At 64.7% G+C, this 25197-nt stretch carries 26 protein-coding genes; 14 read left to right on the top strand and 12 right to left on the bottom strand.

All coding sequences use genetic code 11. The features are described 5' to 3' along the window. Window positions 1-171 precede the first annotated feature (171 nt). The 3 genes from JQ621_RS28030 to JQ621_RS28020 all read right to left on the bottom strand — a co-directional run bounded on the left by JQ621_RS28030 (window position 172) and on the right by JQ621_RS28020 (window position 4376). Complete coding sequence (locus JQ621_RS28030) at window positions 172-366, bottom strand: hypothetical protein (RefSeq protein ID WP_212239414.1); 195 nt, start codon at window positions 364-366, stop codon at window positions 172-174. A gap of 179 nt (window positions 367-545) precedes the next feature. After that, a complete protein-coding gene (locus JQ621_RS28025; RefSeq protein WP_212239407.1) occupies window positions 546-1541 on the bottom strand; it encodes a P1 family peptidase in 996 nt (331 codons plus the stop codon). A gap of 54 nt (window positions 1542-1595) precedes the next feature. After that, window positions 1596-4376 carry a PAS domain S-box protein gene (locus JQ621_RS28020; protein WP_212239405.1) on the bottom strand — a complete coding sequence of 927 codons (2781 nt, stop codon included), beginning with the start codon at window positions 4374-4376 and terminating at the stop codon, window positions 1596-1598. A 272-nt stretch (window positions 4377-4648) separates the two neighbouring features. Here JQ621_RS28020 and JQ621_RS28015 point away from each other — a divergent pair, with 272 nt between their 5' ends. Then, complete coding sequence (locus JQ621_RS28015; RefSeq protein ID WP_212239403.1) at window positions 4649-5035, top strand: response regulator; 387 nt, start codon at window positions 4649-4651, stop codon at window positions 5033-5035. Window positions 5036-5110: 75 nt separating this feature from the next. On the opposite strand, the gene JQ621_RS28010 is transcribed toward JQ621_RS28015, so the two are convergent. The 5 genes from JQ621_RS28010 to JQ621_RS27990 form a co-directional block, all read right to left on the bottom strand. Further along, complete coding sequence (locus JQ621_RS28010; RefSeq protein WP_212239401.1) at window positions 5111-6229, bottom strand: branched-chain amino acid ABC transporter substrate-binding protein; 1119 nt, start codon at window positions 6227-6229, stop codon at window positions 5111-5113. A 163-nt stretch (window positions 6230-6392) separates the two neighbouring features. Next, entirely contained in the window at window positions 6393-7133 is a 741-nt protein-coding gene (locus tag JQ621_RS28005) for an ABC transporter ATP-binding protein (protein WP_212239399.1), read from the bottom strand. Next, window positions 7130-7963, bottom strand: a complete 834-nt coding sequence (locus JQ621_RS28000) for an ABC transporter ATP-binding protein (RefSeq protein WP_212239398.1) — start codon at window positions 7961-7963, stop codon at window positions 7130-7132. The genes JQ621_RS28005 and JQ621_RS28000 overlap by 4 nt, the downstream gene beginning before the upstream one ends. After that, complete coding sequence (gene livM, locus JQ621_RS27995) at window positions 7960-9237, bottom strand: high-affinity branched-chain amino acid ABC transporter permease LivM (protein WP_212239587.1); 1278 nt, start codon at window positions 9235-9237, stop codon at window positions 7960-7962. The genes JQ621_RS28000 and livM overlap by 4 nt, the downstream gene beginning before the upstream one ends. 61 nt (window positions 9238-9298) lie before the next feature. Beyond that, complete coding sequence (locus tag JQ621_RS27990) at window positions 9299-10216, bottom strand: ABC transporter permease subunit (RefSeq protein ID WP_212239395.1); 918 nt, start codon at window positions 10214-10216, stop codon at window positions 9299-9301. A 285-nt stretch (window positions 10217-10501) separates the two neighbouring features. Between JQ621_RS27990 and JQ621_RS27985 the strand changes: the two genes are divergently transcribed. Continuing rightward, window positions 10502-10663 (top strand): hypothetical protein, encoded by a 162-nt coding sequence (locus JQ621_RS27985; RefSeq protein WP_212239392.1) that lies wholly within the window; start codon window positions 10502-10504, stop codon window positions 10661-10663. A gap of 205 nt (window positions 10664-10868) precedes the next feature. Further along, window positions 10869-11399, top strand: a complete 531-nt coding sequence (locus JQ621_RS27980; protein ID WP_212239389.1) for a hypothetical protein — start codon at window positions 10869-10871, stop codon at window positions 11397-11399. Here JQ621_RS27980 and JQ621_RS27975 read toward each other — a convergent pair. From JQ621_RS27975 to JQ621_RS27965, 3 genes are all read right to left on the bottom strand, one after another. Further along, window positions 11361-11753, bottom strand: a complete 393-nt coding sequence (locus JQ621_RS27975; RefSeq protein ID WP_212239388.1) for a carboxymuconolactone decarboxylase family protein — start codon at window positions 11751-11753, stop codon at window positions 11361-11363. The two genes, JQ621_RS27980 and JQ621_RS27975, sit on opposite strands and share 39 nt — an antisense overlap. 108 nt (window positions 11754-11861) lie before the next feature. Further along, window positions 11862-12644: a 3-oxoadipate enol-lactonase gene (gene pcaD / locus JQ621_RS27970; RefSeq protein WP_212239379.1), complete on the bottom strand. Its 783-nt coding sequence runs from the start codon at window positions 12642-12644 to the stop codon at window positions 11862-11864. 34 nt (window positions 12645-12678) lie between these two features. Further along, window positions 12679-14034, bottom strand: a complete 1356-nt coding sequence (locus tag JQ621_RS27965) for a 3-carboxy-cis,cis-muconate cycloisomerase (RefSeq protein WP_212239378.1) — start codon at window positions 14032-14034, stop codon at window positions 12679-12681. 170 nt (window positions 14035-14204) lie between these two features. Between JQ621_RS27965 and JQ621_RS27960 the strand changes: the two genes are divergently transcribed. The 9 genes from JQ621_RS27960 to JQ621_RS27920 all read left to right on the top strand — a co-directional run bounded on the left by JQ621_RS27960 (window position 14205) and on the right by JQ621_RS27920 (window position 21546). Then, a complete protein-coding gene (locus JQ621_RS27960) occupies window positions 14205-14651 on the top strand; it encodes an SRPBCC family protein (RefSeq protein WP_212239377.1) in 447 nt (148 codons plus the stop codon). A gap of 139 nt (window positions 14652-14790) precedes the next feature. Further along, window positions 14791-15276, top strand: coding sequence for a (2Fe-2S)-binding protein (locus JQ621_RS27955; protein ID WP_194481977.1), 486 nt, complete (start codon window positions 14791-14793; stop codon window positions 15274-15276). 40 nt (window positions 15277-15316) lie between these two features. Continuing rightward, complete coding sequence (locus JQ621_RS27950; RefSeq protein WP_212239375.1) at window positions 15317-16123, top strand: FAD binding domain-containing protein; 807 nt, start codon at window positions 15317-15319, stop codon at window positions 16121-16123. Window positions 16124-16184: 61 nt separating this feature from the next. Next, window positions 16185-17090, top strand: a complete 906-nt coding sequence (locus JQ621_RS27945) for an AAA family ATPase (protein ID WP_212239373.1) — start codon at window positions 16185-16187, stop codon at window positions 17088-17090. Window positions 17091-17215: 125 nt separating this feature from the next. Continuing rightward, window positions 17216-18418 carry a vWA domain-containing protein gene (locus JQ621_RS27940; protein ID WP_212239370.1) on the top strand — a complete coding sequence of 401 codons (1203 nt, stop codon included), beginning with the start codon at window positions 17216-17218 and terminating at the stop codon, window positions 18416-18418. 11 nt (window positions 18419-18429) lie between these two features. Further along, entirely contained in the window at window positions 18430-18753 is a 324-nt protein-coding gene (locus tag JQ621_RS27935; protein ID WP_008564652.1) for an XdhC family protein, read from the top strand. Window positions 18754-18755: 2 nt separating this feature from the next. Beyond that, entirely contained in the window at window positions 18756-19457 is a 702-nt protein-coding gene (locus tag JQ621_RS27930; protein ID WP_212239367.1) for an XdhC family protein, read from the top strand. After that, on the top strand, window positions 19454-21058 hold the full coding sequence (locus JQ621_RS27925; protein WP_212239365.1) for an NTP transferase domain-containing protein: 1605 nt from the start codon (window positions 19454-19456) through the stop codon (window positions 21056-21058). The genes JQ621_RS27930 and JQ621_RS27925 overlap by 4 nt, the downstream gene beginning before the upstream one ends. A 98-nt stretch (window positions 21059-21156) precedes the next feature. Continuing rightward, on the top strand, window positions 21157-21546 hold the full coding sequence (locus JQ621_RS27920) for a DUF4189 domain-containing protein (RefSeq protein WP_212239364.1): 390 nt from the start codon (window positions 21157-21159) through the stop codon (window positions 21544-21546). A gap of 46 nt (window positions 21547-21592) precedes the next feature. Here JQ621_RS27920 and JQ621_RS27915 read toward each other — a convergent pair whose 3' ends face one another. After that, a complete protein-coding gene (locus JQ621_RS27915; protein ID WP_212239363.1) occupies window positions 21593-23410 on the bottom strand; it encodes a CYTH and CHAD domain-containing protein in 1818 nt (605 codons plus the stop codon). A gap of 202 nt (window positions 23411-23612) precedes the next feature. Between JQ621_RS27915 and JQ621_RS27910 the strand changes: the two genes are divergently transcribed. Together JQ621_RS27910 and adhP are read left to right on the top strand one after the other, a co-directional pair. Then, the gene (locus JQ621_RS27910; protein WP_212239362.1) at window positions 23613-24023 is read left to right on the top strand and encodes a DUF2000 family protein; all 411 of its coding nucleotides are present in this window, start codon (window positions 23613-23615) and stop codon (window positions 24021-24023) included. Window positions 24024-24126: 103 nt separating this feature from the next. After that, on the top strand, window positions 24127-25152 hold the full coding sequence (gene adhP / locus JQ621_RS27905) for an alcohol dehydrogenase AdhP (RefSeq protein WP_212239361.1): 1026 nt from the start codon (window positions 24127-24129) through the stop codon (window positions 25150-25152). Window positions 25153-25197 lie beyond the last annotated feature (45 nt).

Below are 25197 nucleotides of genomic sequence, written 5' to 3'. Positions count from 1 at the left end.
CGTGGTTCGCTCGCCGGGATTCTGGAGTTGTCGCCTGGCCCTTTCGGGCTGTGGTTCGCCGGCGGTACCGGCGGCATGTGCCCATGCTTGGACATGGAAGCCTCGCTGACTATTGCCGAGCGGACCTAAGCGCGCTCGGGCGGGGCCCGGCTCGTCGCCGGGCCCCTCTGGTTACTTTTGCTGCTGGCTCTTCGAGGTGGCATGGTCGGTCTGCTTTGCGGCGGACTGCGAATGCTGCTGAGCTGACTTGGCGTGCTCGGTGCCCTTCGCTGTGTCGCCCTTGGTATGACTGTCGGCCGCCGCCAGATGTGAATTGGCCGCATGCTGGTGCAGTTCGGCCGCCTTCTTGTGTTCGGTTGCTGCCATCGTGAGTTCCTCCGGCTGGTTCGCGGCGGCAACGGCCTGCCGGGTGGCAGAACGTTCCGCTTCGAAACCGAACCCTAGGCGCTGCGCGTGGCTCCCGTACGGTCAATTGTGCTCACCGTCCGGCAAGGCGCGCGCGATGCCGGTGGCCCTGGATTGAAACCTTGCGGATCGTCAGGAAACTAGCCGAACCGATCCGTCCACGCCGGCTGCGCGCCAGGGAACGGCAACGCGGTCGCGGTGTAGACGCCGCGGGCGATCGCGCGCGCGACCACGTTGGCGGCGACCATGCCGAGCTCGGTGAGGCCGACGATCGGATCAATCGCCTTCTCACATGTCGCAGCCGCGAACAGCACGTCACCATCGGTCGTGGCATGCACCGGATAGATCGCACGGGCAAAGCCCGTGTGTGCGATCATTGCCAGCCGCTTGGCCTGGGGCTTGGTCAGCACCGCATCGGTGACGACGACGCCGATCGTGGTGTTCTCGCGCTCGGTTGCGGCAAGGCCGCCCTTGATGCGCATCTTGAGCATGTCGTCGGTGAATTTGTCCGGCAGTCCGCGGCCGCCGAACTCGCCACCAACCTCGAACGGCGCCGCCCAGAACCACGGTCCGTCGCCGACCGTGGCGCTGCCGACCGCGTTGACGGCGATGATGGCCGCGACCTTGACGCCGCTGCTGGTGACGGCAGACGCCGAACCGAGCCCGCCCTTGAACGTCGCGGTGGTCGCCCCAAAGCCCGCGCCGACGCTGCCGAGCGCAAACTCGGTCCCCGCGGAAAGTGCTGCGACATAGCCGAGATCGCGATAGGGCGCGAAGCGGCCCCACGCCTTGTCGCCGCCGTTGAGCAGATCGAACAGGATCGCGCCGGGCACGAGCGGGATCAGTGCCTCGCGCACGCGGAAACCGCGGCCCTGCTCGGCGAGCCAGGCCTGGATGCCGCCGCCGGCTTCGATCCCGAAGGCGGAACCGCCCGATAGCGCGATCGCGTCAACGCGTTCGACGGTGCTGGCGGGATCGAGCATTGCGTCCTCGCGCGTTCCGGGGCCGCCGCCGCGGACGTCGATCGCCGCCACAGCCGGCTGCTCGAACACGATCGCCGTGGTGCCGGAGGCGAGCTTCGCGTCATGGGCATGGCCGACGCGGACGCCGGCGATATCGGTGAGGAGGTTTTTCAAGACGGCACTCCGTGCTCTACACGGTCTCAGCGATAGCGCAGGCGAGCGGCGGGCTCAACTCGCCAGCGCCATCCTGAGCATCCTGGCGAGCTCCGACTTGCGGTAGGGCTTGGCCAGCAGCAGCACGCCGGAATCGAGCCGGCCATGATGGACAATGGCGTTCTCGGTGTAGCCCGAGGTGAACAGCGTCTTGAGATCAGGGCGGCGCCGCACCGCCTCGTCGGCGAGCTGGCGGCCGTTCATGTTGCCGGGCATGATGATGTCGGTGAAGAGCAGGTCGATGTCCTTGTCGGCGTCGATGATGACGAGCGCCTCGGCGGCGTTGGCCGCCTCGAGCGCGGCATAGCCGAGGCTCTTGACCTGCGTCACGACATACTGCCGCACCAGCGCGTCGTCCTCGACGATCAGGACCTTTTCGTCGCCGCCGGTGATGGGCACGTTCTGCAGCGCCTCGTACTCGGTCTCCTGCACGCCGGTGGACCGCGGCAGGTAGATCTTCACGCTCGTGCCGTGACCCTCCTCGCTGTAGATCTTGATGTGGCCGCCGGACTGCTTGACGAAGCCGAACACCATGCTGAGGCCGAGGCCCGTGCCCTTGCCGACCTCCTTGGTGGTGAAGAACGGATCGAACACCCGATCGAGCAGCGCGGCCGGAATGCCCGAGCCGGTGTCGCTGACCGCGATCATCACGTAATTGCCGGCGACGACATCGGGGTTCATGCTGGCATAGCCGTCGTCGAGGAAGATGTTGCGGGTCTCCAGCACGAGGGTGCCGCCGTCGGGCATGGCGTCGCGCGCATTCAGCGCGAGATTGAGGATCGCGGTGGAGAGCTGGCCGGGATCGACCAGAGCGGGCCAGGCATCCTCGGTGAGCTGCGGCGTGATGGTGATCTGCTCGCCGAGGGTGGGATGCAGCAGCTTGGCGGCCTCGAGCGTGAGCGCGTTGACGTCGATCTCGCGCGGCTGCAGCGGCTGCTTGCGGGCGAAGGCGAGCAGGTGCTTGGTCAGCTGCGCGCCGCGCTCGGCGGCATCGTCAATCAGTTTGGTGATGGCGGCGAGCTCAGGCCGGTCGGCGACCGCATCCGCCAGGATTCCGATCGTGCCGGTGATGACGGTGAGCACGTTGTTGAAATCGTGGGCGACGCCGCCGGTCAGCTGGCCGATGGAATCCATTTTCTGGATCTGTCGCAACTGGGCCTCTGCGGCTTGCTTCTCGCTGAGATCGCGACCGATGAAGAAGTGGCGCTTCACCGGCTCGGACCAAGTGCCCATCCAGTTCAGCGAGACCTCGTGACCGTCGTAATGGTAGTAGCGCGCCTCGAAGCTGCGCTTGGTCTGGCCGCGGCGCGCCGCGCGCATCTCGCTTCGCGTCTTCTCGAGGTCATCAGGATGGATGAATTCGGTCGCACTGTGCCCGATCATGTCCTCCGGGCTCAGGCCGAGAATGTCCTTCACGCTCGGGCTGACCTGGATGAAATTGCCGAAACCGTCGGTGACCAGGATCAGGTCGCGCGAGGTCTCGAAGATGCGCTCGCGCTCCTCGATCTCCCGGCGGAGCTTTTCCCGCGCCTGCTTTTCCTCGGTGATGTCATGGGCGATCTTGGATGCACCGACGATTTGCCCGCTGTCCGACCGCAGCGGCGAGACATTCAGGACGACGTCGAGCCGGCGGCCGCCCTTGTGGATGCGGACCGTCTCATGCTGGGCGATCGACTCGTTGCTGCTGATCCGATTGAGAATGCCCCTGGCTTCGGTCCTCCGGTCGTCGGGCACCACGAGATCGATGGACTGGCCAATGGCCTCCGCGGCCGAATAGCCAAACAGGCGCTCGGCGGCCTTGTTCCAACCGGTGATGATGCCATCAAGCGACTCGGTGATGATCGCATCGTTGGAGGATTCGACGACGGCGCCATATAGCGCGAGGCGCTTTGTGTAGAAGTCGCGTTCCGTGGCCGACTGCTCACGCAGGCGCCCAACGAGGCCGATCGTGGTCGCCTGGAGGCGGACGTTCTCGATCAAGAGCACGGCGAGCACGAAACTCGCGGCGCAGAGACCGTAGATGCGGCCGGCGTAGAAGCCGAGATCGTAGCGGGCGTCATTGACGATCGCCGACAGCGCGATGTCGAATAGCCAGGCGCACATCGTGACCATCAGCCAGACGTCGATCACCGTATGCGGCTTGCGGAACCAGAGCGTGATCAACGCCGCAAAACTCAAGGACCAGACGAATGACACCACGCCAATCATGGTGGTGGTGTAGCGACCGTCCTTCAGCAGGACCGGCAGCAGATCGTGCCGCGCCGTCACGACCCAGGCAATAATGATCATTGCGACGATCGCGCCAAGGATGGTGAGCACGATCGAGCGCCCGGTCGGCCCCTCGACCTCGTTGCCGCCGTTGCCGTCCTTCAGCCACCCATAGGCCAGCACGAACAGCGGGAATCCGCCGTGCCAGATCATGTAGAGCCAGACCGTGGTCTGGACGCCGGCGCCGAGCAATCCGGTCGGCGCGAACAGGCCCGGGAAGGTGAGGGCATGGGTCACTGCTGCCGCCGCCGTGAACAGATAGCCGGTCGAGAGCAGTAGCAGGGCGCGGCTGCGCAGCACGGAGAATTGTGATAGCAGCAGGACTGCGGTGATGATGTCACTGACGGCGAGGGCCGACTGGTAGCAGGCCACGAAGGCCGGTACCTGGACCAGCGGGGTCCCTGCGAAGGGGACAGCCAGCGCGAACAGGATCGCGGAGATTCCGACGATCGCCAATGCTGCAGTGCGGTCGCTCTGCCTGGCCCGTAGGGTTGAAAGGAATGTGCTTCGGTCGTTTCTCGCGTGCACGTTGACCTCTCACTGGGTCGGCATGGGCAGTCCACGTGACTCCACGGGCCAGCCTCGGCATTTCGCCTTGGCCTCCATGGTAGCCGGCTCCGGGCGCGTGTCCTGAAGGGATTTGCCCGCGACTCAACCGAGGGTTACAGCTTACTTAACTCGGACAGGGAATCGGAATAGGCAATCGGTAAGGTTGGCTTTACTGGCCCGACCCATACTGCCTTGGCGCGTGCCGCCGTTGAATTGAACCAATTAATGATAAGAATCCGGAAGTTGTTCCCATGCCCCGTGTCCTCATTATCGATGACCAGAAGGACGTACGCGCCATGGTCTCGATCGTCCTTCGGGTCAACCATTTTGACGTAGTTGAAGCGGAGAGCGGGTCGGCCGGGCTGGAGGCCTTCGGCGAGAGCGTTTTCGACGCTGCGATTGTCGATATTTTCCTGACCGATACCAGCGGCGTTGAGGTCATGGCCGCCATCCGCGAGCGGATTCCCGGTTTTCCGATCGTTGCGGTTTCCGGCATGACGACACTGGATTTCATGGGCGAGGCACCGGGCCTCGATGGTGTGGTCGGCCTGCAAAAGCCGTTCCGGCCGAACGACCTGCTGCAAGCGCTACGCACCGCGCAGGCCGCTGCGGGCGACGAACTGTCCGCGGCCGTATGACCGCGTGCCAAACGAAAACGCCCCGGCGAACCGGGGCGTTGACGTCGATCTGATCAAAAGGTCAGGCGTCCTGTCTCAGGTACCGTTGCCTTTGATCTCGGCGTAGCCGCCCTTGGCGTCCCACTTGTAGACGACGTAATCGAGCTGCTTGATGTCGCCCTTGGCGTCATACTCGATCGGGCCGATCACGGTGTCCCACTTGCCGGCCTTCATCGCTTCCATGACCTTCTTCGCGTCGGTCGTGCCGGCCTTCTTGGCCGCCTGCGACCAGACCTGCAACGCCGCGTAGGTGTAGAGCGTGTAGCCTTCGGGGTCGATGTTCTTGGCCTTGAAGGCGTCGACGATCTTCTTGGCGGTCGCCTTTTCGCGCGGATCGGGACCGAAGGTGAACAGCGTGCCTTCGCCGGCGGGGCCGGTGATAGAGGCGAATTCCTTGTCAGCAAGCGCGTCGCCGGCCATCAGGATCGTCTTGAGGCCCTGGTCGCGCATCTGGCGCAGGATCAAACCGCTTTCCTGATGGTAGCCGCCGACATAGACGAGATCGATGTTGTCGCGCTTCAGGCGCGAGACGATCGCGTTAAAGTCCTTGTCGCCCTTGTTGTAGGACTCCGAGAGCTTGACGGTGATGCCGGCCTTGACCAGGGCCTTCTTGGTCTCGTCGGCGAGACCCTTGCCGTAAGTGGTCTTGTCGTCGAGAACCGCGATGTTCTTGCCCTTGAAGTTCTTGGCAATGTACTGCGCCGCGATCAGGCCCTGCTGGTCGTCACGGCCGCAGACGCGCGCCACGTTCCAGAGCTTGCGCTCGGTAAAGAGCGGGTTGGTCGAGGCAGGCGTGATCTCGAGCACGTTGCCGTCGGCATAGGCTTCGGAAGCCGGGATCGACGATGACGAGCAGTAATGCCCGGCGACGAACGGGATCTTCGCGCCCGCGATCTTCTCGGCGACCGAGCGGGCCTGCTTGGGATCGCAGGCATCGTCCTCGACGTCGAGCGCGAGCTTCTTGCCGCCGACGCCACCGGCGGCGTTGATGTCAGCGACGGCCATCTCGGCGCCGTTCTTCATCTGCCGGCCGAAGGCGGACTCGCCGCCTGTCATCGGGCCTGCGACTGCGATGGTGACATCCTGCGCGAATGCCGCGCTCGACAACGCGATCGACGCGCCGAATGCCAGACCGATGAGCTTTAGTGATTTCATGAGATACCTCGCGGGTGATCGCCTGTGGAAGTTGCCGGGCTCGCCCGGTTCAAACCGGTGGCATTGTCGAATGAATTCTTCGAGAAGTCACCGGCAAAATACGGGCATGATCGCAGATATTTCGGCGCCTTCAACCCGGGGCTCGACAACGACCCGGGCGGTCTCAGCCGTGCCGGCCGCCTTCCAGATAGGCGGCGCGGATCTCGGGGCGCTGCAGCAACTCGGCGCCTGTTCCGGCGAGCGTGATCAGGCCATTGACCATGACATAGCCGCGATGGGCGAGCTTGAGCGCATGGTTGGCGTTCTGCTCGACGATCAGGACGGTCAGTCCGTCTTGCCGGTTGAGGGTCCGGATCGCGTCGAAGATCTGGCGGGCGATCAGGGGCGCGAGCCCGAGCGAGGGCTCGTCGAGCAGCAGCAGGCGCGGGCGGCTCATCAGGGCGCGGCCGATCGCCAGCATCTGCTGCTCGCCACCGGACAGCGTGCCGCCGCGCTGGACGTAGCGTTCCTTCAGCCGCGGAAACAGCGAGAACACGCGCTCCAGCGTCGCCTCGCGCTCCGCATCGGTGCATTCGGTCGCGTCCGCGCCCATCTGCAGGTTTTCCGCCACGCTCATGCGCGGGAAGATCCGCCGGCCTTCCGGCGACTGCGCGATGCGCAAATGCGCGATCTCGTGGGTGGGCACGGCGGTGATGTCGCGGCCTTCATACAGGATCTGGCCGGCGCGGGCGCGCGGCTTGCCGAAGATCGTCATCATCAGCGTCGATTTGCCGGCGCCATTGGCGCCGATCAGGGCGACGATCTCGCCGGCATTGATCTCGACGTCGACGCCCTTTAAGGCCTCGATCTTGCCGTAGGCGGCGCGCAAGCCCCGGATCGCGAGCAGGGGAGTGGCAGAGGTCACGACCCGCTCTCCATCACCGCGGCAGCTTCTTCCTCGTCGGTGCCGAGATAGGCGGCGATCACCCTGGGATCGTCCCGCACCTCTTTCGGCGTGCCCTGCGCGATCTTCACGCCATGGTCCATCACCACGATGTGGTCCGATATCTCCATCACGACCGACATATCGTGCTCGATCAGCAGGATCGAGGTGCCGAGCTCATTGCGGATCGACAGCAGGAGCTCGCTGAGCGCGGCACTTTCGCGCGCATTGAGGCCGGCGGCGGGCTCGTCCAGGCAGAGCAGCTGCGGCTCGGTGCACATCGCGCGCGCGATCTCGAGCCGGCGCTGGTCACCATAGGCAAGATTGCCTGCGGCATCGTCGGCGCGGTCGAGCAGATTGATCCGCTTGAGCCAGTCGGTGGCGAGCGCGATCGCGCGCTTTTCGGCGTCGCGATAGGTTGGGACGCCGATCAGGCCGAGGACCGTGAAGCCCGAGGCAAGCATCAGCGCGTTGTGCTGCGCCACCATAAGGTTCTCCAGCGCCGTCATTCCGGGAAACAGGCGGATGTTCTGGAAGGTGCGGGCGACCTTGGCCTGCTTGGCGATGCGGAAATCGTTCAGCCGCTCCAGCGCGATCTGCCTGCCGTCGTCATGGCTGAGACGGATGGCGCCTCCGGTCGGCTTGTAGAAGCCGGTGATGCAGTTGAAGACCGTGGTCTTGCCCGCGCCGTTCGGTCCGATCAGCGCGGTGATCTTCTTCCGTTCGGCCGCGAATGACAGCTCCTGCACGGCGACGATGCCGCCGAAACGCATGGTGAGCCCGTCGACGGTGAGAATTGTCTGGCCGCTCATCCGTGGCCCTCCTTGACGAGGTCCGAGGAGATCGCCTGCGCCTTGGTCAGATACACGGTCGGCGCGCGATGGCCGATGATGCCGCGCGGCCGCCAGATCATGATCAGGACCATCGCCATGCCGAACACCAGCATACGATAGCTTTCGAGGCTGCGGAACAGCTCGAAGCCGCCGATCATGGTGAGTGCGGCGAGAGCGACGCCGAGCTGCGAGCCCATGCCGCCGAGCACGACGATGGCGAGCACCAGTGCGGATTCCTGGAAGGTGAAGGATTCCGGACTGATGAAGCCCTGGCGTGTCGCGAAGAATGCGCCGGCGAAACCGCCGAACATGGCGCCGGTGGCGAACGCCGTGAGCTTGGTGGTCGTGGTGTTGATGCCGAGTGCACGGCAGGCCACCTCGTCCTCGCGCAGCGCCTCCCAGGCGCGTCCGATCGGCAGGCGGCGCAGGCGGATTGTCACCCAGTTGGTCAGCAGCGCCAGCGCCAGGATCAGGTAGAACAGGAAGACGATACGGTGGGTCGGCGAGTATTCGATGCCGAGTTTTGCCGCGAGCCCGTCGTCGCTGTTGTCCAGCGGGATGCCGAAGAAGGTCGGCCGCGGAATGCCGGAGACGCCGTTGGGCCCGCCGGTCAAACTCTGCCAGTTGATGATGACGAGGCGGATGATCTCACCGAAGGCGAGGGTCACGATGGCAAGATAATCGCCGCGCAGGCGCAGCACGGGGAAGCCGAGCAGCACGCCCCAGAACGCGGCGAGGATGCCGGCGAGCGGCAGGCAGATCCAGAACGACCAGCCGAAACTGGTGGCGAGCAGCCCGTAGGAATAGGCGCCGACCGCGTAGAAGGCGACGTAGCCGAGATCGAGCAGGCCGGCGAGCCCGACCACCACGTTGAGGCCCCAGCCCAGCATCACATAGGTGAGCACCAGGATCGCGAGGTCGAGGATATAGCGCTGGTTATAGAAGATGACGGGCACCAGCAGCGTGAAGATCAGGAGCGCCGGCGCGAGGTAGCGGCCGATGAACGACACCCCGCTCTGGACCGAAGCGGGCACCAGCTTCTCGGCGCCGGTCGGGCCGATCCATTGCCTGAGCAGCTCGATCACGATCGAGCCGCCGAACACGGCGGCGACGAGCCAGGCGAGGTCGCCGAACCGCGTCCAGTAGGTGAGCTGGCCGTCCGAACCGGCCTCGGTGCGGATGCCGACCATCAGCGAGAACAGCACCAGCGCGATCGCGGCGTTGATGAAGGCCGTCTTCAGAAGGAAGGGGATGCCGGCGGTGCGACTTGCGTTGGTGGCGTTGTGCGGAGTGGCTGTCACGCGGGGCGGTCCGTCAGACTTTTTCGACTTCGGGACGGCCGAGCAGGCCGGTCGGCATGAAGATCAGCACGACGATCAGGATCGAGAATGCCGCAACGTCCTTGTATTCGACCGAGAAATAGGCCGACCAGAACGTCTCGATCAGCCCGATCGCAAGGCCCCCCAACATGGCGCCGGGCAGCGAGCCGATGCCGCCGAGCACGGCCGCGGTAAAGGCCTTGATGCCGGCGACGAAGCCCATGAAGAAATCGACCAGGCCGTAATAAAGCAGGTACATCAGGCCGGCGACGGCAGCGAGCGCAGCCCCGATTACGAAGGTCATGGAGATGGTGCGGTCGACGTCGACGCCGAGCAGCGCCGCCATGGTCTGGTCCTGCTCGCAGGCGCGCATGTCGCGCCCGAGCCGCGTGCGCGAGACCAGCCAGGTGAAGATCGCCAGCAGCACGATTGTGGTGATGACGACGATGATCTGGATGTTGGAAAGCTGGATCACGAAGCCGTCCGCGCTCTCATGCAGCGTATAGCCGCCGGTGATGACTGGCGGGATCGGCTTGACGCGCGCGCCCTGCGCCACCTGCGAGTAGTTGGTGAGCACGAAGGACATCCCGATCGCCGACAGCATCGGCGCGAGGCGGAAGGAATGGCGCAGCGGTCGGTACGCGATGCGCTCGATGGTCCAGCCGTAGAGCGCAGTGATCGCCATCGAAACCAGCAGCACCACCAGCAGGATCACCGGGATCGCAGTGAGGCCCAGCGAGATCAGGATCAGGAAGGTGATGAGGGCGATGAAGCCGCCGATCATGAAGACGTCGCCATGGGCGAAATTGATCATGCCGACGATGCCGTAGACCATCGTGTAGCCGATCGCGATCAGACCGTAGATGGAGCCGAGGACGAGGCCGTTGATGAGCTGCTGGGCGAAATAATCCATAGGCTGCCGTTACCAAACCTGACGCGGGTTCAAGGGGAGTTGTGCGAGAGAGAGCTTACGTTTCTTCTCGGGCCCGGCAGCCCTGGGGTTCTTTCCGTTTTGTAACAGGAGGGAACTGGCGGCTGCAACTGGTGATGCCTTGGGATAAAGGCTTGTACAGGCGATTTTGGTTTCGGATTTCGACTTTCGGTTCCGCACCTGCGAGGAACCGGGTTCCGCAAGGCAACCAAGATCGCCGCTGGCAGTTGTCTCCTGACTGACGTCCAACAAGGGAGTTTCCCCCAAATGACGAAGCAGCAGAACCAGAACCCGGGTCAGCAGAACCAGAGCCCCGGTCAGCAGCAGGGTGGTGGTCACAAGCCGGGCCAGCAGCAGCAGGACCCGCAGCGCCAGGGCGACAAGCCGGGCCAGCAGCAGGGTGGCCAGCGCGGTCAGGAGCGCAAGTAATTTCGGAGCCCAAGTTGGGAGCCCGAAAACCATAGGTCGTGAGGAGGGCCCCGCCGAAAGGCGGGGCCCTTTTTGTCGGGCGAACCGGCTGCCCGGCCAGTTAAGGTAAACAAAGGGTTTAAATTGCCGCCAAAGTCCGATGCGAGTTAGCTCCCGGCAACGCCTTACGTCGAAGGCGTGGGTAGCAGACGAAGCGGGAAGCGGAATGTTCAGGAACTGGCGGATCGGCTCGATCAATGGCGCGTTGCTGGCGGCCTATTTCATTCCAGCCTGGGCCCTGGTTGCATTCAATATCTTTGTGGCGCCGGTGCACGGCCTCTACGAGCGGCCGAGCGTCGCCGTGGCGCTGTTCCTCAGCGATCAGCTCCAGATGTCCGGCATGAGCACGGTTCGTGCCGCCTGGCTGCTGGCGCTCGGCCGGCTGACCGTGGTGGCGTTCTTTACGATCTATCTCGCGCTCCTCGCCATCCCGCGCACCCGCAAGAGCGGGGCGAGCGACGAGGCCCTCGGTGTCGCGCTTGCGATCGGCAGCCTGATCTCGTTCGCCAGCATGGTGATGGCCTCGAAGGTCGGCGAGTTGGCTGCGCTTCGGCTGCATGCAACCGAGCTTCTCCTGCTGCTCGGCGCTGCGATCGTGCTGGTGATCGAGCGGCCCGCGGCCGCGCCGAGGACCGTCGACGTCGCCGATACCGCGCCGCTAGGACTCGAGCAGGCCGAGCTCCTGCACAATCGCTGAGGCTTCCTTGACGGCGTGGTTCGCCGCCGGAACGCCGCAATAGATCGCCTGCTGCAACAGGATTTCCTTGATGTCGTCGGGGGTGAAGCCGCCCTCGGCAAGCGCTGCGCGCACGTGCAGGCGGAATTCATCCCATTGCCCGAGCGCGACCATGGTGCCGATCACCAGCACCCGCCGCGTGCGCTCGTCGAAATGCGGCCGCGTCCAGATCTCGCCCCAGGCATAGCGGGTGATCATGTCCTGGAAGTCGGTGTTGAAAGCGTTGCGGCCCGCGATCGATTTGTCGACCCAGGCATTGCCCAGCACTTTTCGGCGCACGTTCATGCCGGCATCGCGGCGCTTCTGGTCGTCCATGTTGTCTCCTCCGGGTGCGTCATTCCGGGGCGATGCGAAGCATCGAACCCGGAATCTCGAGATTCCGGGTTCGCCTCTTCGAGACGCCCGGGAATGACGGTGGCGGTATCAGCGCTGCGTCAAAAATCCCACCACCGCGTCGGTGAACGCGTGCGGCTGCTCGACATTGGAAATATGGGCGGCATCGATGATGGTCATGCTGGCGCCGGGAATGTTCGAGCGGATCAACTCGCCTGCCGAGATCGGCGTCGCCACATCGTGGCGGCCGGCGATGACCAGCGTCGGGCTCTTGATCTTCGGCAACAGCGCGCGCTGGTCGAGCGTCGACAGCGCCTCGCAGCAGGCGAGATAGCCTTCGACCGGGGTGGCGAGCAGCATCGCCTTCATCCTCGCGGTGATATCGGGCTCGCGCTCGCGGAAATCCTGGGTGAGCCAGCCGGCGATGACGCCATCCGCGACGGCGGCGATACCGCCCTTCTTCACGGCGTCGATGCGCTCCAGCCATTTGGTCGGCTCGGCATAGTAGCAGGAGGTGTTCGCAAGGATCAGCTTGCCAAATCTTTCGGGTGCATTGGCGCCGAGCCACTGCCCGACCATGCCGCCCATCGACAGGCCGCACCAATGCACCTTCTCGATGTTGAGATCGTCGAGGATCGCCAGCACGTCGCGGCCGAAGCGCTCCATCGTATAGGGACCGGGCGGCACGCTGGACTTGCCATGGCCGCGGCGGTCGTAGCGGATGACGCGGAACACCTGCGTCAGCGCCTTCATCTGCGGCTCCCACATCTGCAGCGTGCAGCCGAGCGAGTTGGAGAGCATCAAGGTCGGCCCGCCGTCGCGGCCTTCGACGGAGACGTTGATCAGGCAACCGTCGGCATCGATCATGGGCATGCGGCGTCTCCGTTTATTCTCGCTCAGCGCTGCTCTATTCGCGGTCGAGACTGTCGAGCAGCCGGTCGATCAGGGCTTGAGAGGCCCCTTGATAGGCCATTGGCTCGAACAATGCCGCAACTTTCTCCGGTGTCAGGTGCGCGGTGACCTGCGAATCGGCCGACAGCACCTCGCGCAGATGTTTCTTCTCGGCAACCGCGCGCTTGCTCGCGGCCTCGATCAGATGATGCGCATCGCTCTTGCCGATCTTGTCGGCGAGCGCAAAGGTGACGGCCTCCGCCATGATCAGCCCATGCGTCGCATCGAGGTTGCTGCGCATGCGCACGGCGTCGACCTCCAGCCCTTCGGCGATGTCGACAATCGCGGCAAGTGCGCCCGAGGTCACCAGCATCAATTGCGGCAGCGTCGGCCATTCCGCGTGCCAGGGGCCGGCACTGCGCTCATGGTCCTGCACCTGGGCCGCGAAAATCGTCGCGGCGAGTTGCGGGGCCATGGTCGCGCAGCCGAGCGCGCTTGCGGCTGCGACCGGATTGCGCTTGTGCGGCATGGTCGAGGAGCCGCCGCGGCCTTCGCCGGCGGGCTCGAAGGCTTCGCCGACATCGGTCTGCATCATCAGCGAGACGTCGCGTGCGATCTTGCCGCAGCTTCCGGCGAGAATCGCGAAGCTCGATGCGGCTTCGGCAATGCGGTCGCGATGGGTATGCCAGGGCGCTTCCGGCAGCGGCAGGTTCAACTCCTGCGCCAGCCGTTCGGCGACCATGAGTCCCTGGTCGCCGAGTGCGGCGAGCGTGCCGGCCGCGCCGCCGAATTGCAGCGCGAGGCCCTCGCGGCGCAAGCGCCGCAGGCGGCAGCGGGCACGGGCCAGGCTTGCGGCATATTCGGCCGCCTTCAGCCCGAACGGCATCGGCAGCGCGTGCTGGAGCCAGGTCCTTGCCACCATCGCGGTGTTGCGATGGTGGCGCGCCAGCGCGGCAAAGCCCTTGATGGCACGGCTGAGATCGACGTCCAGCGCGTCGATGGCGGCACGCAAGCTCAGCATGGTCGCGGTGTCGATCACGTCCTGGCTGGTCGCGCCCCAATGCACATAGCGCGCGGCCTCGGCGTCCGCCTTGCCGACATTGGCGGTCAGCATCTTGACCAAGGGGATCGCGAGATTGCCTGATCGGGTCGCCGCCTCGGCCAGCGCGGCTATGTCGAAAGTGTCGGCCTTGCAGGCCGCTTCGATCGGGCCCACCGCGCCGGCTGGAATCACGGCCGTGGCGGCCTCGGCACGGGCCAGGGCCGCTTCGAAATCGAGCATGTTCTGGAGCGTGGTCCGGTCGTCGCAGACGGCACGCATGGCCGCGCTCGACAGCATCGGCGCAAGCAGGGGGGAGAGGGCTGAGCTCATGTTGCGCCGGACCTAATCACCATGATCAGGCTCTGCCAATCCCTGACTTGCCGGACAAGACCTTTTGCAGTTGCGAATATGCATTGCTCGTGACCGGGGGCACCCTTTCCTTTGCGGCCTCCGTGCGTTACTTGAGCATCCTCACCTTTTGCGATCCCCGGAGGCGCCCCATGGCCATGACGATGAACGGCGAAGTCCAGCTTGCGGCGTCGCGCGAGGCCGTGTGGGAGAAGCTCAACGACCCCGCGGTGCTGAAGGCCTGCATCCCCGGCTGCGAGGAACTGGAGAAGACCGAGGATGGCGGGTTTCGCGCGACCGCAAAAATGAAGGTCGGCCCGGTCTCGGCACGCTTCAAGGGCAAGGTGACGCTGTCTGATCTCGACCCGCCGAACGGCTACAAGATCTCGGGCGAAGGCGAGGGTGGGGTGGCCGGCTTTGCCAAGGGCGGTGCGGTCGTGAAGCTCGCGGAGAAGGACGGCGGCACGCTGCTGTCCTACGAGGTCGAGGCGCAGATCGGCGGCAAGTTGGCGCAGCTCGGACAGCGCCTGATCAACGGCACCGCCAAGAAGCTGGCCGACGAATTTTTCGCGAATTTCGCCAAGGCGGTACAGGGCTGAGGGCTCTGGCTTTTCGTCATGGCGCCTTGCGCCTGGGGCAATGTTGCCCCCGGCCATAATGGCCCATATGATGGGTTGGAATAATTATAAGAAAGAACCGCTTCGACGGGACCCGTCGGGGCGCTGATAGAGAGTGCTTATGGCAAAGATCTCCCTCATCGTGAACGGCAATCCTGTTACCGGCAACGTCGACCCGCGTACGCTCCTCGTGCAGTTTCTGCGCGAGAATCTGCGGCTGACCGGCACCCATGTCGGCTGCGACACCTCGCAGTGCGGCGCCTGCGTCGTGCATCTCGACGGCAAGGCCGTGAAATCCTGCACCACGCTCGCCGTGATGGCCGACGGCCACGAGGTGAGGACCATCGAGGGGCTGGCCGCCGACGGTGCGCCCCTGCATCCGATGCAGGAAGCCTTCCGCGAGCACCATGGTTTGCAGTGCGGCTTCTGCACGCCCGGCATGATCATGACCGCGATCGACATCGTCCATCGCAAGGGCCACGAGCTCGACGACCATACGATCCGGGAAGAACTGGAAGGCAATCTCTGCCGCTGCACCGGCTACCAGAACATCGTCGCCTCGATCGCCGCCGGCGCGAAGGCGATGGCGAAATCCGATCTCGCGTAACCGCGCGCCCGCCGCGATCAGGACACCCCAGGATACCCCCATGTACGAATTCAAATACCATCGCCCCGGGACCGTCCGGCAGGCCGCCAATCTCCTGCTGAAGAACGAAGATGCCAAGGTGATCGCCGGCGGTCACACGCTGATTCCCGTCATGAAGCAGCGGCTCGCGAGCCCCCCGCATCTGGTCGACCTCTCCCATATCGAAGGGCTGAACACGATCGAGATGAAGGGCCGTTCCCTGGTGATCGGCGCCACCGCCAAGCACGCCGAGGTCGCGACCTCGGCGATCGTCGGTGAGGCGATCCCGGCGCTGGCCAATCTCGCCAGCCAGATCGGCGATCCCGCCGTGCGCCACAAGGGCACGATCGGCGGCTCGCTCGCCAACAACGACCCCACCGCCGATTATCCGGCCGCCGTGCTCGCGCTGGGGGCGACCATCGTCACCAACAAGCGCCGTCTCAAGGCCGAAGAATTTTTCCAGGGCTTGTTCTCGACGGCGCTGGAGGCTGACGAGATCATCACCAAGGTGATGTTCCCGCTGCCGAAGAAGGCCGCCTATATCAAGTTCCGCAACCAGGCCTCGCGCTATGCGCTGGTCGGCGTGTTCGTGGCGCGGCGTCCGTCGGATGTGCGCGTTGCCGTCACCGGCGCGGGCTCGAACGGCGTGTTCCGCGTGGAGGCGTTCGAGGAAGCGTTGAAGAAGCGCTTCGCTTCGAAGGCCATCGAGGGCATCGAAGTGCCGGCGGAGGGGCTCAACAGCGACATCCACGGCAGCGCCGAATACCGCGCGCATCTCATCGGCGTGCTGACGCGGCGCGCGCTCGACGCCGCCAACGCCAAGGCGTGAGTGACCCTCACTCTTCGGCCAAACTTGTCCCTTGTCGGGACGTAGCGAGATCGGCTGTTTCATGACCTCAGCGACACTGCCGGCATCGGTCGATGCGATGCTCGAACTCCTGACCTCGCGCGGCTATCTGGCCGAGCGGTCGCTGGCGACGGTGACGTACCTCTCGCTGCGCATGGGCAGGCCGCTGTTTCTCGAAGGCGAGGCCGGCGTCGGCAAGACCGAGATCGCAAAGGTGCTGTCGGCGGCGCTGGGGCGGAAGCTGATCCGCCTGCAGTGCTACGAAGGCCTCGACGTTTCCTCCGCGGTCTACGAGTGGAACAGCGCCGCGCAGATGATCGCGATCCGGATGGCGGAAGCCGCCGGGGACACCGATCGCGACCAGCTATCCAGCGACATTTTTGCCGACCGCTACATGATCAAGCGGCCGCTGCTCCAGGCGCTGGAGCCCGATGTCGCCGGTCCGCCGGTGCTGCTGATCGACGAGCTCGACCGCGCCGACGAGGCGTTCGAGGCCTATCTCCTCGAAATCCTCAGCGACTTCCAGGTGACGATCCCCGAATTCGGCACCGTGAAGGCGCCGCATCCGCCGATCGTCATCATCACCTCCAACCGCACCCGCGAGATCCACGACGCGCTGAAGCGGCGCTGCCTCTATCACTGGGTCGACTATCCCGCGGCCGAGCGCGAGCTTGCGATCGTCAAATCGCGCGTGCCCGGCATCTCGGCGAAGCTGTCGCAGCAGGTCGTGCGCTTCGTGCAGGCGCTGCGCAACCAGGATTTCTACAAATCGCCCGGTGTCGCCGAGACCATCGACTGGGCCACCGCTCTGTCCGAGCTCGATGCCCGCGCGCTGACGGCGCAAGTGGTCGGCGATACGCTGGGCGCGCTGCTCAAATACCAGGACGACATCACCCGGATGCAGGGCGACACGCTGCAGAAGGTGCTGAAGGAAGCGACGAGCGACTAGCTCGTCATTCCGGGGCGCGCGTCTGCGCGAGCCCGGAATCTATCGGGCTGCATAACGCGCGGGTAAGTGGATTCCGGGTTCGATGCTGCGCATCGCCCCGGAATGACAGGAACATTGGTACCACCATGGCCATCAACCACCTCGCGCCTGAAAAGACCGAGCAGTTCGCCGACAACATCGTCGGCTTTGCACGCGCGCTGCGTGCGACGGGCATGCCGGTCGGTCCGGGCGCCGTGATCGACGCCATGAACGCGCTGCAGGTGATCGACATCGGCAGCCGCGCCGACGTCTTCACCACGCTCGAGGCGATCTTCGTCAAGCGCCATGAGCATGCGCTGATCTTCAAGCAGGCCTTCAACCTGTTCTTTCGTGCCTCCGAAGAGTGGAAGCACATGCTGGATTCCGTGCCGCTGCCCGACGGCGCCAAGAAGAAGCCGCCGGCCGCCGCGCGCCGCGTGCAGGAGGCGATGTCGCAGCCGCGCATGACCGAGACGCCGCAGCACCAGGAGCAGGATCTGCGCCTGTCGGTCTCCGACAAGGAGATCCTTCAGAAGAAGGATTTTGCGCAGATGAGTGCCGCCGAGATCGCCGAGGCGCTCCGTGCCGTCGAGATGATGCGGCTGCCGCAGGCAGAGCTGCTGACGCGCCGCTATTTGCCCGATCCGCGCGGCCTGCGCCTCGACATGCGCCGCACGCTGCGGGCGTCCTTGCGCACCGGCGGCGACATCATCCACATCCATCGCCTCGGCCGGATCGAGAAGCCGGCCCCGATCGTGGCGCTGCTCGACATCTCGGGGTCGATGAGCGAGTACACCCGCCTGTTCCTGCATTTCCTCCACGCCATTGGCGACGCGCGCAAGCGCGTCTCGGTGTTCCTGTTCGGCACCCGGCTGACCAATGTGACACGCGCATTGCGCCAGCGTGATCCCGACGAGGCGCTGGCAAGTTGCTCGGCTGCTGTCGAGGACTGGGCTGGCGGAACCCGAATCTCTGCCTCGCTGCACAACTTCAATAAGCTCTGGGCGCGGCGGGTGCTGAGCCAGGGCGCCATCGTGCTGCTGATTTCGGACGGGCTGGAGCGGGAGGCCGATTCCAGGCTGGCCTTCGAGATGGACCGGCTGCACCGGTCCTGCCGACGGCTGATCTGGCTCAACCCGCTGCTCCGCTTCGGCGGGTTCGAGGCCAAGGCGCAAGGGATCAAAATGATGCTCCCGCACGTTGACGAATTCCGCCCGGTGCATAATTTGAGTTCGATCCAGGAGCTGATCACCACGCTCTCCCGGCCGCTGCCGCCCCATTACCGCAGCCTGATCCGCTCCGCAGCCTGAGAGGCCAAGCCATGCTCGATCGCGACGAGGATATTCTGAAGGCGGCGGAGGACTGGCAGAAGGCCGGCCGAGGCGTCGCGCTGGCCACCGTTGTCGAGACCTGGGGCTCGGCCCCGCGGCCGGCGGGCTCGAGCCTCGTCATCAACGACGAGGGCACGTTCCTGGGCTCGGTCTCCGGCGGCTGCGTCGAGGGGGCCGTGGTCACCGAGGCCATGGATGTGATCGAGAGCGGCAAGCCCAAGATGCTGGAGTTTGGCGTCGCCGACGAGACGGCCTGGAATGTCGGCCTCTCCTGCGGCGGCACCATCCGCGTCTTCGTCGAGAAGGTCGGCTGACCGTGAAGCTCGCAATCCTGCATGAACTGAATGCCGAGCGCGCCGCGCGCCGGCCGGTGATTCTGGTGACCGACACCGAGAGCGGCGAGCAGCGTCTGGTGAAGGCCGCCGACTTCGCCAAGGATCCGTTGCGCGCCGAGCTCGACAAGCAGCTTCGCATGGGCAAGAGCGCCAATGTCGAGGCCGGCGGCAAGAAGCTGTTCTTCAACGTCTACGCGCCGACCGCAAAGCTCGTCATCATCGGCGCGGTCCATATCAGCCAGGCCCTGGCGCCACTGGCGCGCTCACTCGGCTATGACGTCACGGTCGTCGACCCCCGCACGGCGTTTGCGAGCCCGGAGCGCTTCCCCGATATTCCGCTCGTCGCCGAATGGCCTGATGCCGCGCTGCCGCCGCTCAATGTCGATGCCTACACGGCCTTCGTCGCGGTGACGCACGATCCGAAGATCGACGACCCCGCGCTGCTGCACGCTTTCGAGCGCAATTGCTTCTATATCGGCGCGCTCGGCTCGCGGAAGACGCACGCCAAGCGCGCCGACCGTCTGCGGGCGCAGGGTGCCAGGGACAGCGACATCGCGCGCATCCACGCGCCCATTGGCCTTGCGATCGGCGCGGTGTCGCCGGCCGAGATCGCGGTGGCGATCATGGCCGAGATCACGGCCGTGCTTCGCCTGCCACCCAAGGAAAAGGAAGAAGCGGCATGAAGTTCGGCCCGGCGAGCCCAGAGGATGCGATCGGCGGGGTCACCGTTCACACCCTGCGGCAGGGTTCGCTGGTGCTGAAGAAAGGGACCACGATCGGTCCGGCCGAGGTCGACGCGCTGACGCGTGCCGGCATCAAGGACGTCGTGGTGGTGCGGATGGAGGAGGGCGATGTCTCCGAGGACGTCGCGGCGGCCAGCATCGCGCATGCGATCGGCGGCGAAGGCATTCATGTCGAGCGCGCCTTCACCGGCCGCGCCAATCTGTTTGCCGCGCGTCCGGGTTTGCTGGTGATCGACCGCGCCGCGGTCGACCGGATCAACAGTGTCGACGAGGCCATTACCTTTGCCACGCTTCCCGTGTTCAAGCCGGTGGTCGAGGGCGAGATGGTCGGCACCGTCAAGATCATCCCGTTTGGCGTTGAAGGACGTTTGCGCGATGCCGCGGTGAAGGCCGCAGGCAAGGACGTGCTCAGAATCGCGCCTTACGTCGTCAAGCGTGTCGGTGTGGTCTCGACGCTGCTGCCGGGGCTCTCTTCGAAGGTGGTCGACAAGACGCTGCGCGTCACCGCCGAGCGCCTCGCGCCCGCTGGTGCCAGCATCATCGCCGAACGACGCGTGCCGCATGATGAGCGGGCGCTGTCGGCTGCGATCAAGGAGCTGCTCGCGCTTGGCGCCGAGCTCGTGATCGTGTTCGGGGCATCGGCGATTGCCGACCGCCGCGACGTGATCCCGGCCGCCGTCACGGGAATCGGCGGGGAGATCGAGCATTTCGGCATGCCGGTCGATCCCGGCAATCTGCTGCTGATCGCGCGCGCCGGCAGCGTGCCGGTGCTGGGTGCACCGGGTTGTGCGCGCTCGCCGGTCGAGAACGGTTTTGACTGGGTGCTGATGCGACTGCTCGCCGGCATCAAGGTGACGCGCTCCGAGCTGATGGGCATGGGTGTCGGCGGGCTCCTGATGGAGATCGTGACGCGCCCGCAGCCGCGCGCAGAACCCGAGATCGAGGGCAACAGCAAAGTTGCGGCCATCGTGCTCGCGGCGGGACGCTCGACCCGCATGGGCGGACCGAACAAGCTCTTGGCGGAGCTTGGCGGCAAGAAGCTGGTGCGGATCGCAACCGAGCAGGCGCTGGCCTCGAAAGCATCCGAGGTCATCGTCGTCACCGGCCATCAGACCGAGCTGGTCGAGCAGGCGCTGCAAGGCCTGAATGTGCGGTTTGTGAAGAATCCGGATTTCGCCGGCGGGATCGCGAGCTCGGTCAGATCAGGCATTGCGGCCGTCTCTGACGCCAGCGACGGTGCCGTGGTTTGTCTCGGCGACATGCCGCTGATCGATGCCGGCCTGATCGACCGTCTGATCGACACCTTTGCGCCGGAGCGCGGCAACCTCATCGTCGTACCGGTCAGCGAAGGTCGCCGTGGCAACCCCGTGCTGTGGTCGCGCCGCTTCTTCAAGGAGTTGATGACGCTTGATGGTGATGTCGGTGCGCGACATTTGATCGCCAGGCATACGGAAGCGGTCGCCGAAGTGCCTGTCGACGGCGAGGGCGCGTTCCTCGATATCGATACGCCGCAGGCGCTGGAAGCGGCACGACGCGGATAGCATCTCGCGGTCGTCCGATTTCAACCACCCGTTCACCATCTGGAAACGACCGCCGCTTAAAGTCCTCTCCGCCTGCCTTGGGGGTGAGGGACTTTTCCATGATTTCGAACGTCGTCGCGCGCCGTTGCGCGATGTTTTTCTTTGCGATGTCGGTTTGTGTCGCGGGAGCCCGTCATATCACCGAAGCCCATGCGGCCGGAGCCTTTGCCGTCGGCAAGTGCGGCGCTTATGGCCAGGCCTATGATTACGGCGCCGAGCACGAGGCGCGTGCCGCAGCCCAAAAGCAGTGCAAGGGCGAATGCACGACGGTGACGATGAAGCGCGCCTGCGCGGCGATGTCGGTCGACATGGCCAACCCCTGCGGTGCCTATGGCTACGCCGTGAAGCCGAAGATCTCGGCCTCGCTCAATGCCGCCACGCGCGAATGCTACAAGTATGGCGGCAAGGAATGCGTGATCCGCGCCTGGGCCTGCGACGCCAAGGGCTGATCAAGAGCTGATCGGAGCTGAACATGGGCTCGCGCAGCCCTCAAGGCTAGCGCAGCCATCCGGCGTTGGTTTGCACCAGTTGTGTCGGTTGCTCCGGCGCATCGACAGCCCAGGGCACCTTGGCCCCGGTGAAGCCCGACCAGGCCTCGAGCAGGCGCGCTTCGACACCGACCATGGCGTGGGCCTGCCAGCCGGCGATCGCCGCCGCCGCCATGCCGCTGTCGATCGAACCAGCGCCGACATCGGCAAGCAGTGACGTCGTCACTGCCATGTCGTTGTAGATCCCGAGCTCCTGCTGGAGATCCGCGAGCTTGCGCGAGAAGCGCCGCGCCGATTTGCGCTGACCGCAAAGCGGCAGCAGGAAGTCGGCGACGTAACGCAACTTCTTCGCGGCGAGACGGACGCGGTGCCGTTCCTCCGTCGGCAGAGATTTGAACTTGCGGCCGCGCTTCAGCACCTTCGCATGCTGTGCCGACAGGATGTTGCGGGCGAAATTGATCGCGGGCGTCGCGAGTTGCGCCAGGCCTTCGGGAGAAACCTCGCTGCGCCAGCCGCGCGCTTCGATCCAGGCACCGAGCCCGATCACGAAATACGAGCAGCGCCGGTCAGCGAGGGCGAGGCGGGCCTTGTCATAACAGCTCGCGCGACGTTCGTCGGCGAGCCCGCCCAACGCGTCGAAGCCGGCGACCGACGGACAGCCGTCTGCGACGGTCCGCAGCGTTTCTTGCCGAAACACGTCCCAGTCACGGGCACCAGAGAGAGATCCCGCGAGCCATTTCGCCTCGGCGCGCATCAGGTCGAGCTTGTTCAGCGGGACCACCGATCGCATCAGGTCGAGCGCGGAACGCAGACGCCGGAGCGCGACGCGAAGCTGATGCATCCCTTCGGGATCGCGGCCGTCCTCGGCCGCAGGCAACGACTGCAGCAGATGCAGAAGACACGACCGCAGGATCTCGGAAAACGCCTCGTCGAGCGAGATCGATGGATCCAGACGAAGCTTTGGCGGCTTCGGTGCTGACGGCGGGGTATCGGCCGCCAGGTCGAATCCACGTGCCGATTTGGTCCGGATCGAAGCCTTCACCGGACCATGCTCGGCGAGCCGGAGCGCAAGTTCCCAGATTGCCGACGGGCTGCCGCTCTTGAGCTCCAGCTCGATCTCGCTGACCGGCAGCGAGCGATCGCCGGACAGCAGATGGCCCTGATCGAAGGCGATCTCGATTGTGCCCGACGGCAAGTCCACCATGCGTTGATGCCGACGGATGTCGGTGGTGAAGACGGCTTCGAGCGGATCCCGCGCGAGATCATCGCGCAGCTTCTCCGGGAGGAAGGGGAGTGCCAGCGCGACGTCGGGCATCATGGAAGGCACGCTGGCCTCCCATTCGCCGCGCCGAAGCGGATCGTTGGCGGATTCAGCTTTCACGGTTTGCGTGAAGCGCGCGCCACTCTGACGAACCCGGAAGCTCAACCCGCTGCGCCGCAGTGCGCGCTTGGGCGTGTCGTAATAGACGGCCGTGAGATGCTTGCGCGTCCCCTTATTGCGCGCATTCGTCGCGATGATCGGTGCGTCGTTGAAGCTGGCCAGACGATCGGAAGGCACGAGCAGCTTGAGTTCGATCTCGGTCGCTTGAGGCGCAACATTTTTGGACGAAGAGGCATCCGCCGTCGCCTCGGGGCGAACGTCATCGGTGGGTGGGTCCGCGGGAGGAGGGTCGCTGCGCGGCGGCCCGTTATCAGATTTTTCGGAATCAGGCTTTTGTTCCAAGCCGGGCGTGGCGGCGTTCTTGATTGGAGCGTGTTGATTGTTTGACCCGGCGAGACGCCGCACCGGTTCGAGGGCTTGCTTGATGGCGTCGATTTCGGACATTCGTAGCTTTATGACAGTTCAATGACAGATCATCGAGGTATATCCGACTTGACCTGCGGAGAGAAGCGTAGCCGATCGCATCTTCCGTTTAAAATTTCTGAGCTGTGATCGTTTGGGACAATCCGCGTCACACTTACATAAGCAATCAGCGCGCGGAATTTTCTTTTTGTTTCCAGACGCTTGGTTGTGCGCGGGAGCATTCATGCAGTTCGATACCAAGATTGCCGTTGTCATTCGCAACGATATCCAGGTCTGGCAAAAGCTTAATGTTGCATCATTTCTGACGAGCGGCGTCGCAGCTGCATTTCCCGAGTGCATCGGTGATCCTTATGAGGACGCATCGTCCACTAAATATCTTGCGCTGATCGGCCAGCCGATCCTGATCTATGGCGCCGATGGTCCGGCGCTATCGCGCGCACTCGATCGTGCGCTCACGCGCAACGTCACGCCGGCGGTTTATACCGAGGACATGTTCAAGACGACGCATGATGCCGCCAATCGCGAGGCGGTGAGGGCGGTTGCGCGTGCGGATCTCAATCTCGTCGGCATCGCGATGCGCGCAGAGCGCAAGGTGATCGACAAGATCGTCGACGGATTGAAGTTCCATAGCTGACATCGTCGCATTTGCGATCAATAAATTTGTGCTGTTTGACTCCAATCAAGTGGGAGCCGCGCGGCATCGCTAATCTGCTTGTGTAATGCAATGGAGCAGATTGATGCCGACCATGAAAGCCGCTGTTGTCAGACAATTCGGCAAGTCGCTGGTGATCGAGGATGTGCCGGTGCCGCAGCCCGGTCCCGGCGAAGTCCTGGTCAAGGTGAAGGCCTGCGGCGTCTGCCACACCGATCTGCACGCTGCGTCCGGCGATTGGCCGGTGAAGCCGGTGCCACCCTTCATTCCCGGCCATGAAGCCGCCGGCATCGTCGCTGCGCTCGGGCCCGGCGTGAAAAATCTGCAACTCGGCGATGCCGTTGGCGTGGCTTGGCTGCACGATGCCTGCATGTCGTGCGAATATTGCGAGACTGGCTGGGAGACGCTGTGCGAGCACCAGCATAACACTGGCTACAGCGTGAACGGCGGCTTCGCCGAATACGTCATCGCTTCGGCGGCCTTTGCAGCAAAGCTGCCGGCAACGATCGACTTCGCTGCTGTCACACCGATCCTGTGCGCTGGCGTCACCACCTATAAGGGATTGAAGGAGACCGACGCGCGGCCCGGTGAGTGGGTCGCCATCTCGGGCATTGGCGGCCTCGGTCATGTTGCAATCCAGTACGCCAAGGCGATGGGATTCAAGGTCGCGGCGATCGATATCGCTGAGGACAAGCTCAAGCTGGCACGCGAGACCGGTGCCGATCTTGCGGTCAACGCACTTGCAAACGATGCCGTCGACAAGGTTCTGGCAGCGACCGGCGGCGGGGCTCACGGCGTGCTGGTGACGGCGGTCTCGACAGCAGCCTTTGCCCAGTCGCTGAAGATGGTGCGCCGGAAAGGCACTGTCAGCCTCGTCGGTCTGCCGCCCGGCGAATTCCCGACGCCGATTTTCGATGTCGTGCTGAAACGCATCACCGTTCGCGGCTCCATCGTCGGGACCCGCAGGGATCTCGACGAGGCCATTGCGTTCGCCGCCGACGGCAAGGTGAAGGCTGAAGTGACGAAGGTGCCGCTCTCGCAGATCAACGACGTCTTCGAGCGGATGAAGGCCGGCAAGATCGACGGCCGCATGGTGCTCGACTTTGGCTAAGATCTCGACCTCGGCCCGGCGGCATCGTCTCAAATCTCGTTAGGC

Source organism: Bradyrhizobium manausense, assembly GCF_018129685.1.
Lineage (GTDB): Bacteria > Pseudomonadota > Alphaproteobacteria > Rhizobiales > Xanthobacteraceae > Bradyrhizobium > Bradyrhizobium manausense_D.
This window is presented reverse-complemented; position numbering and strand designations above follow the sequence as displayed.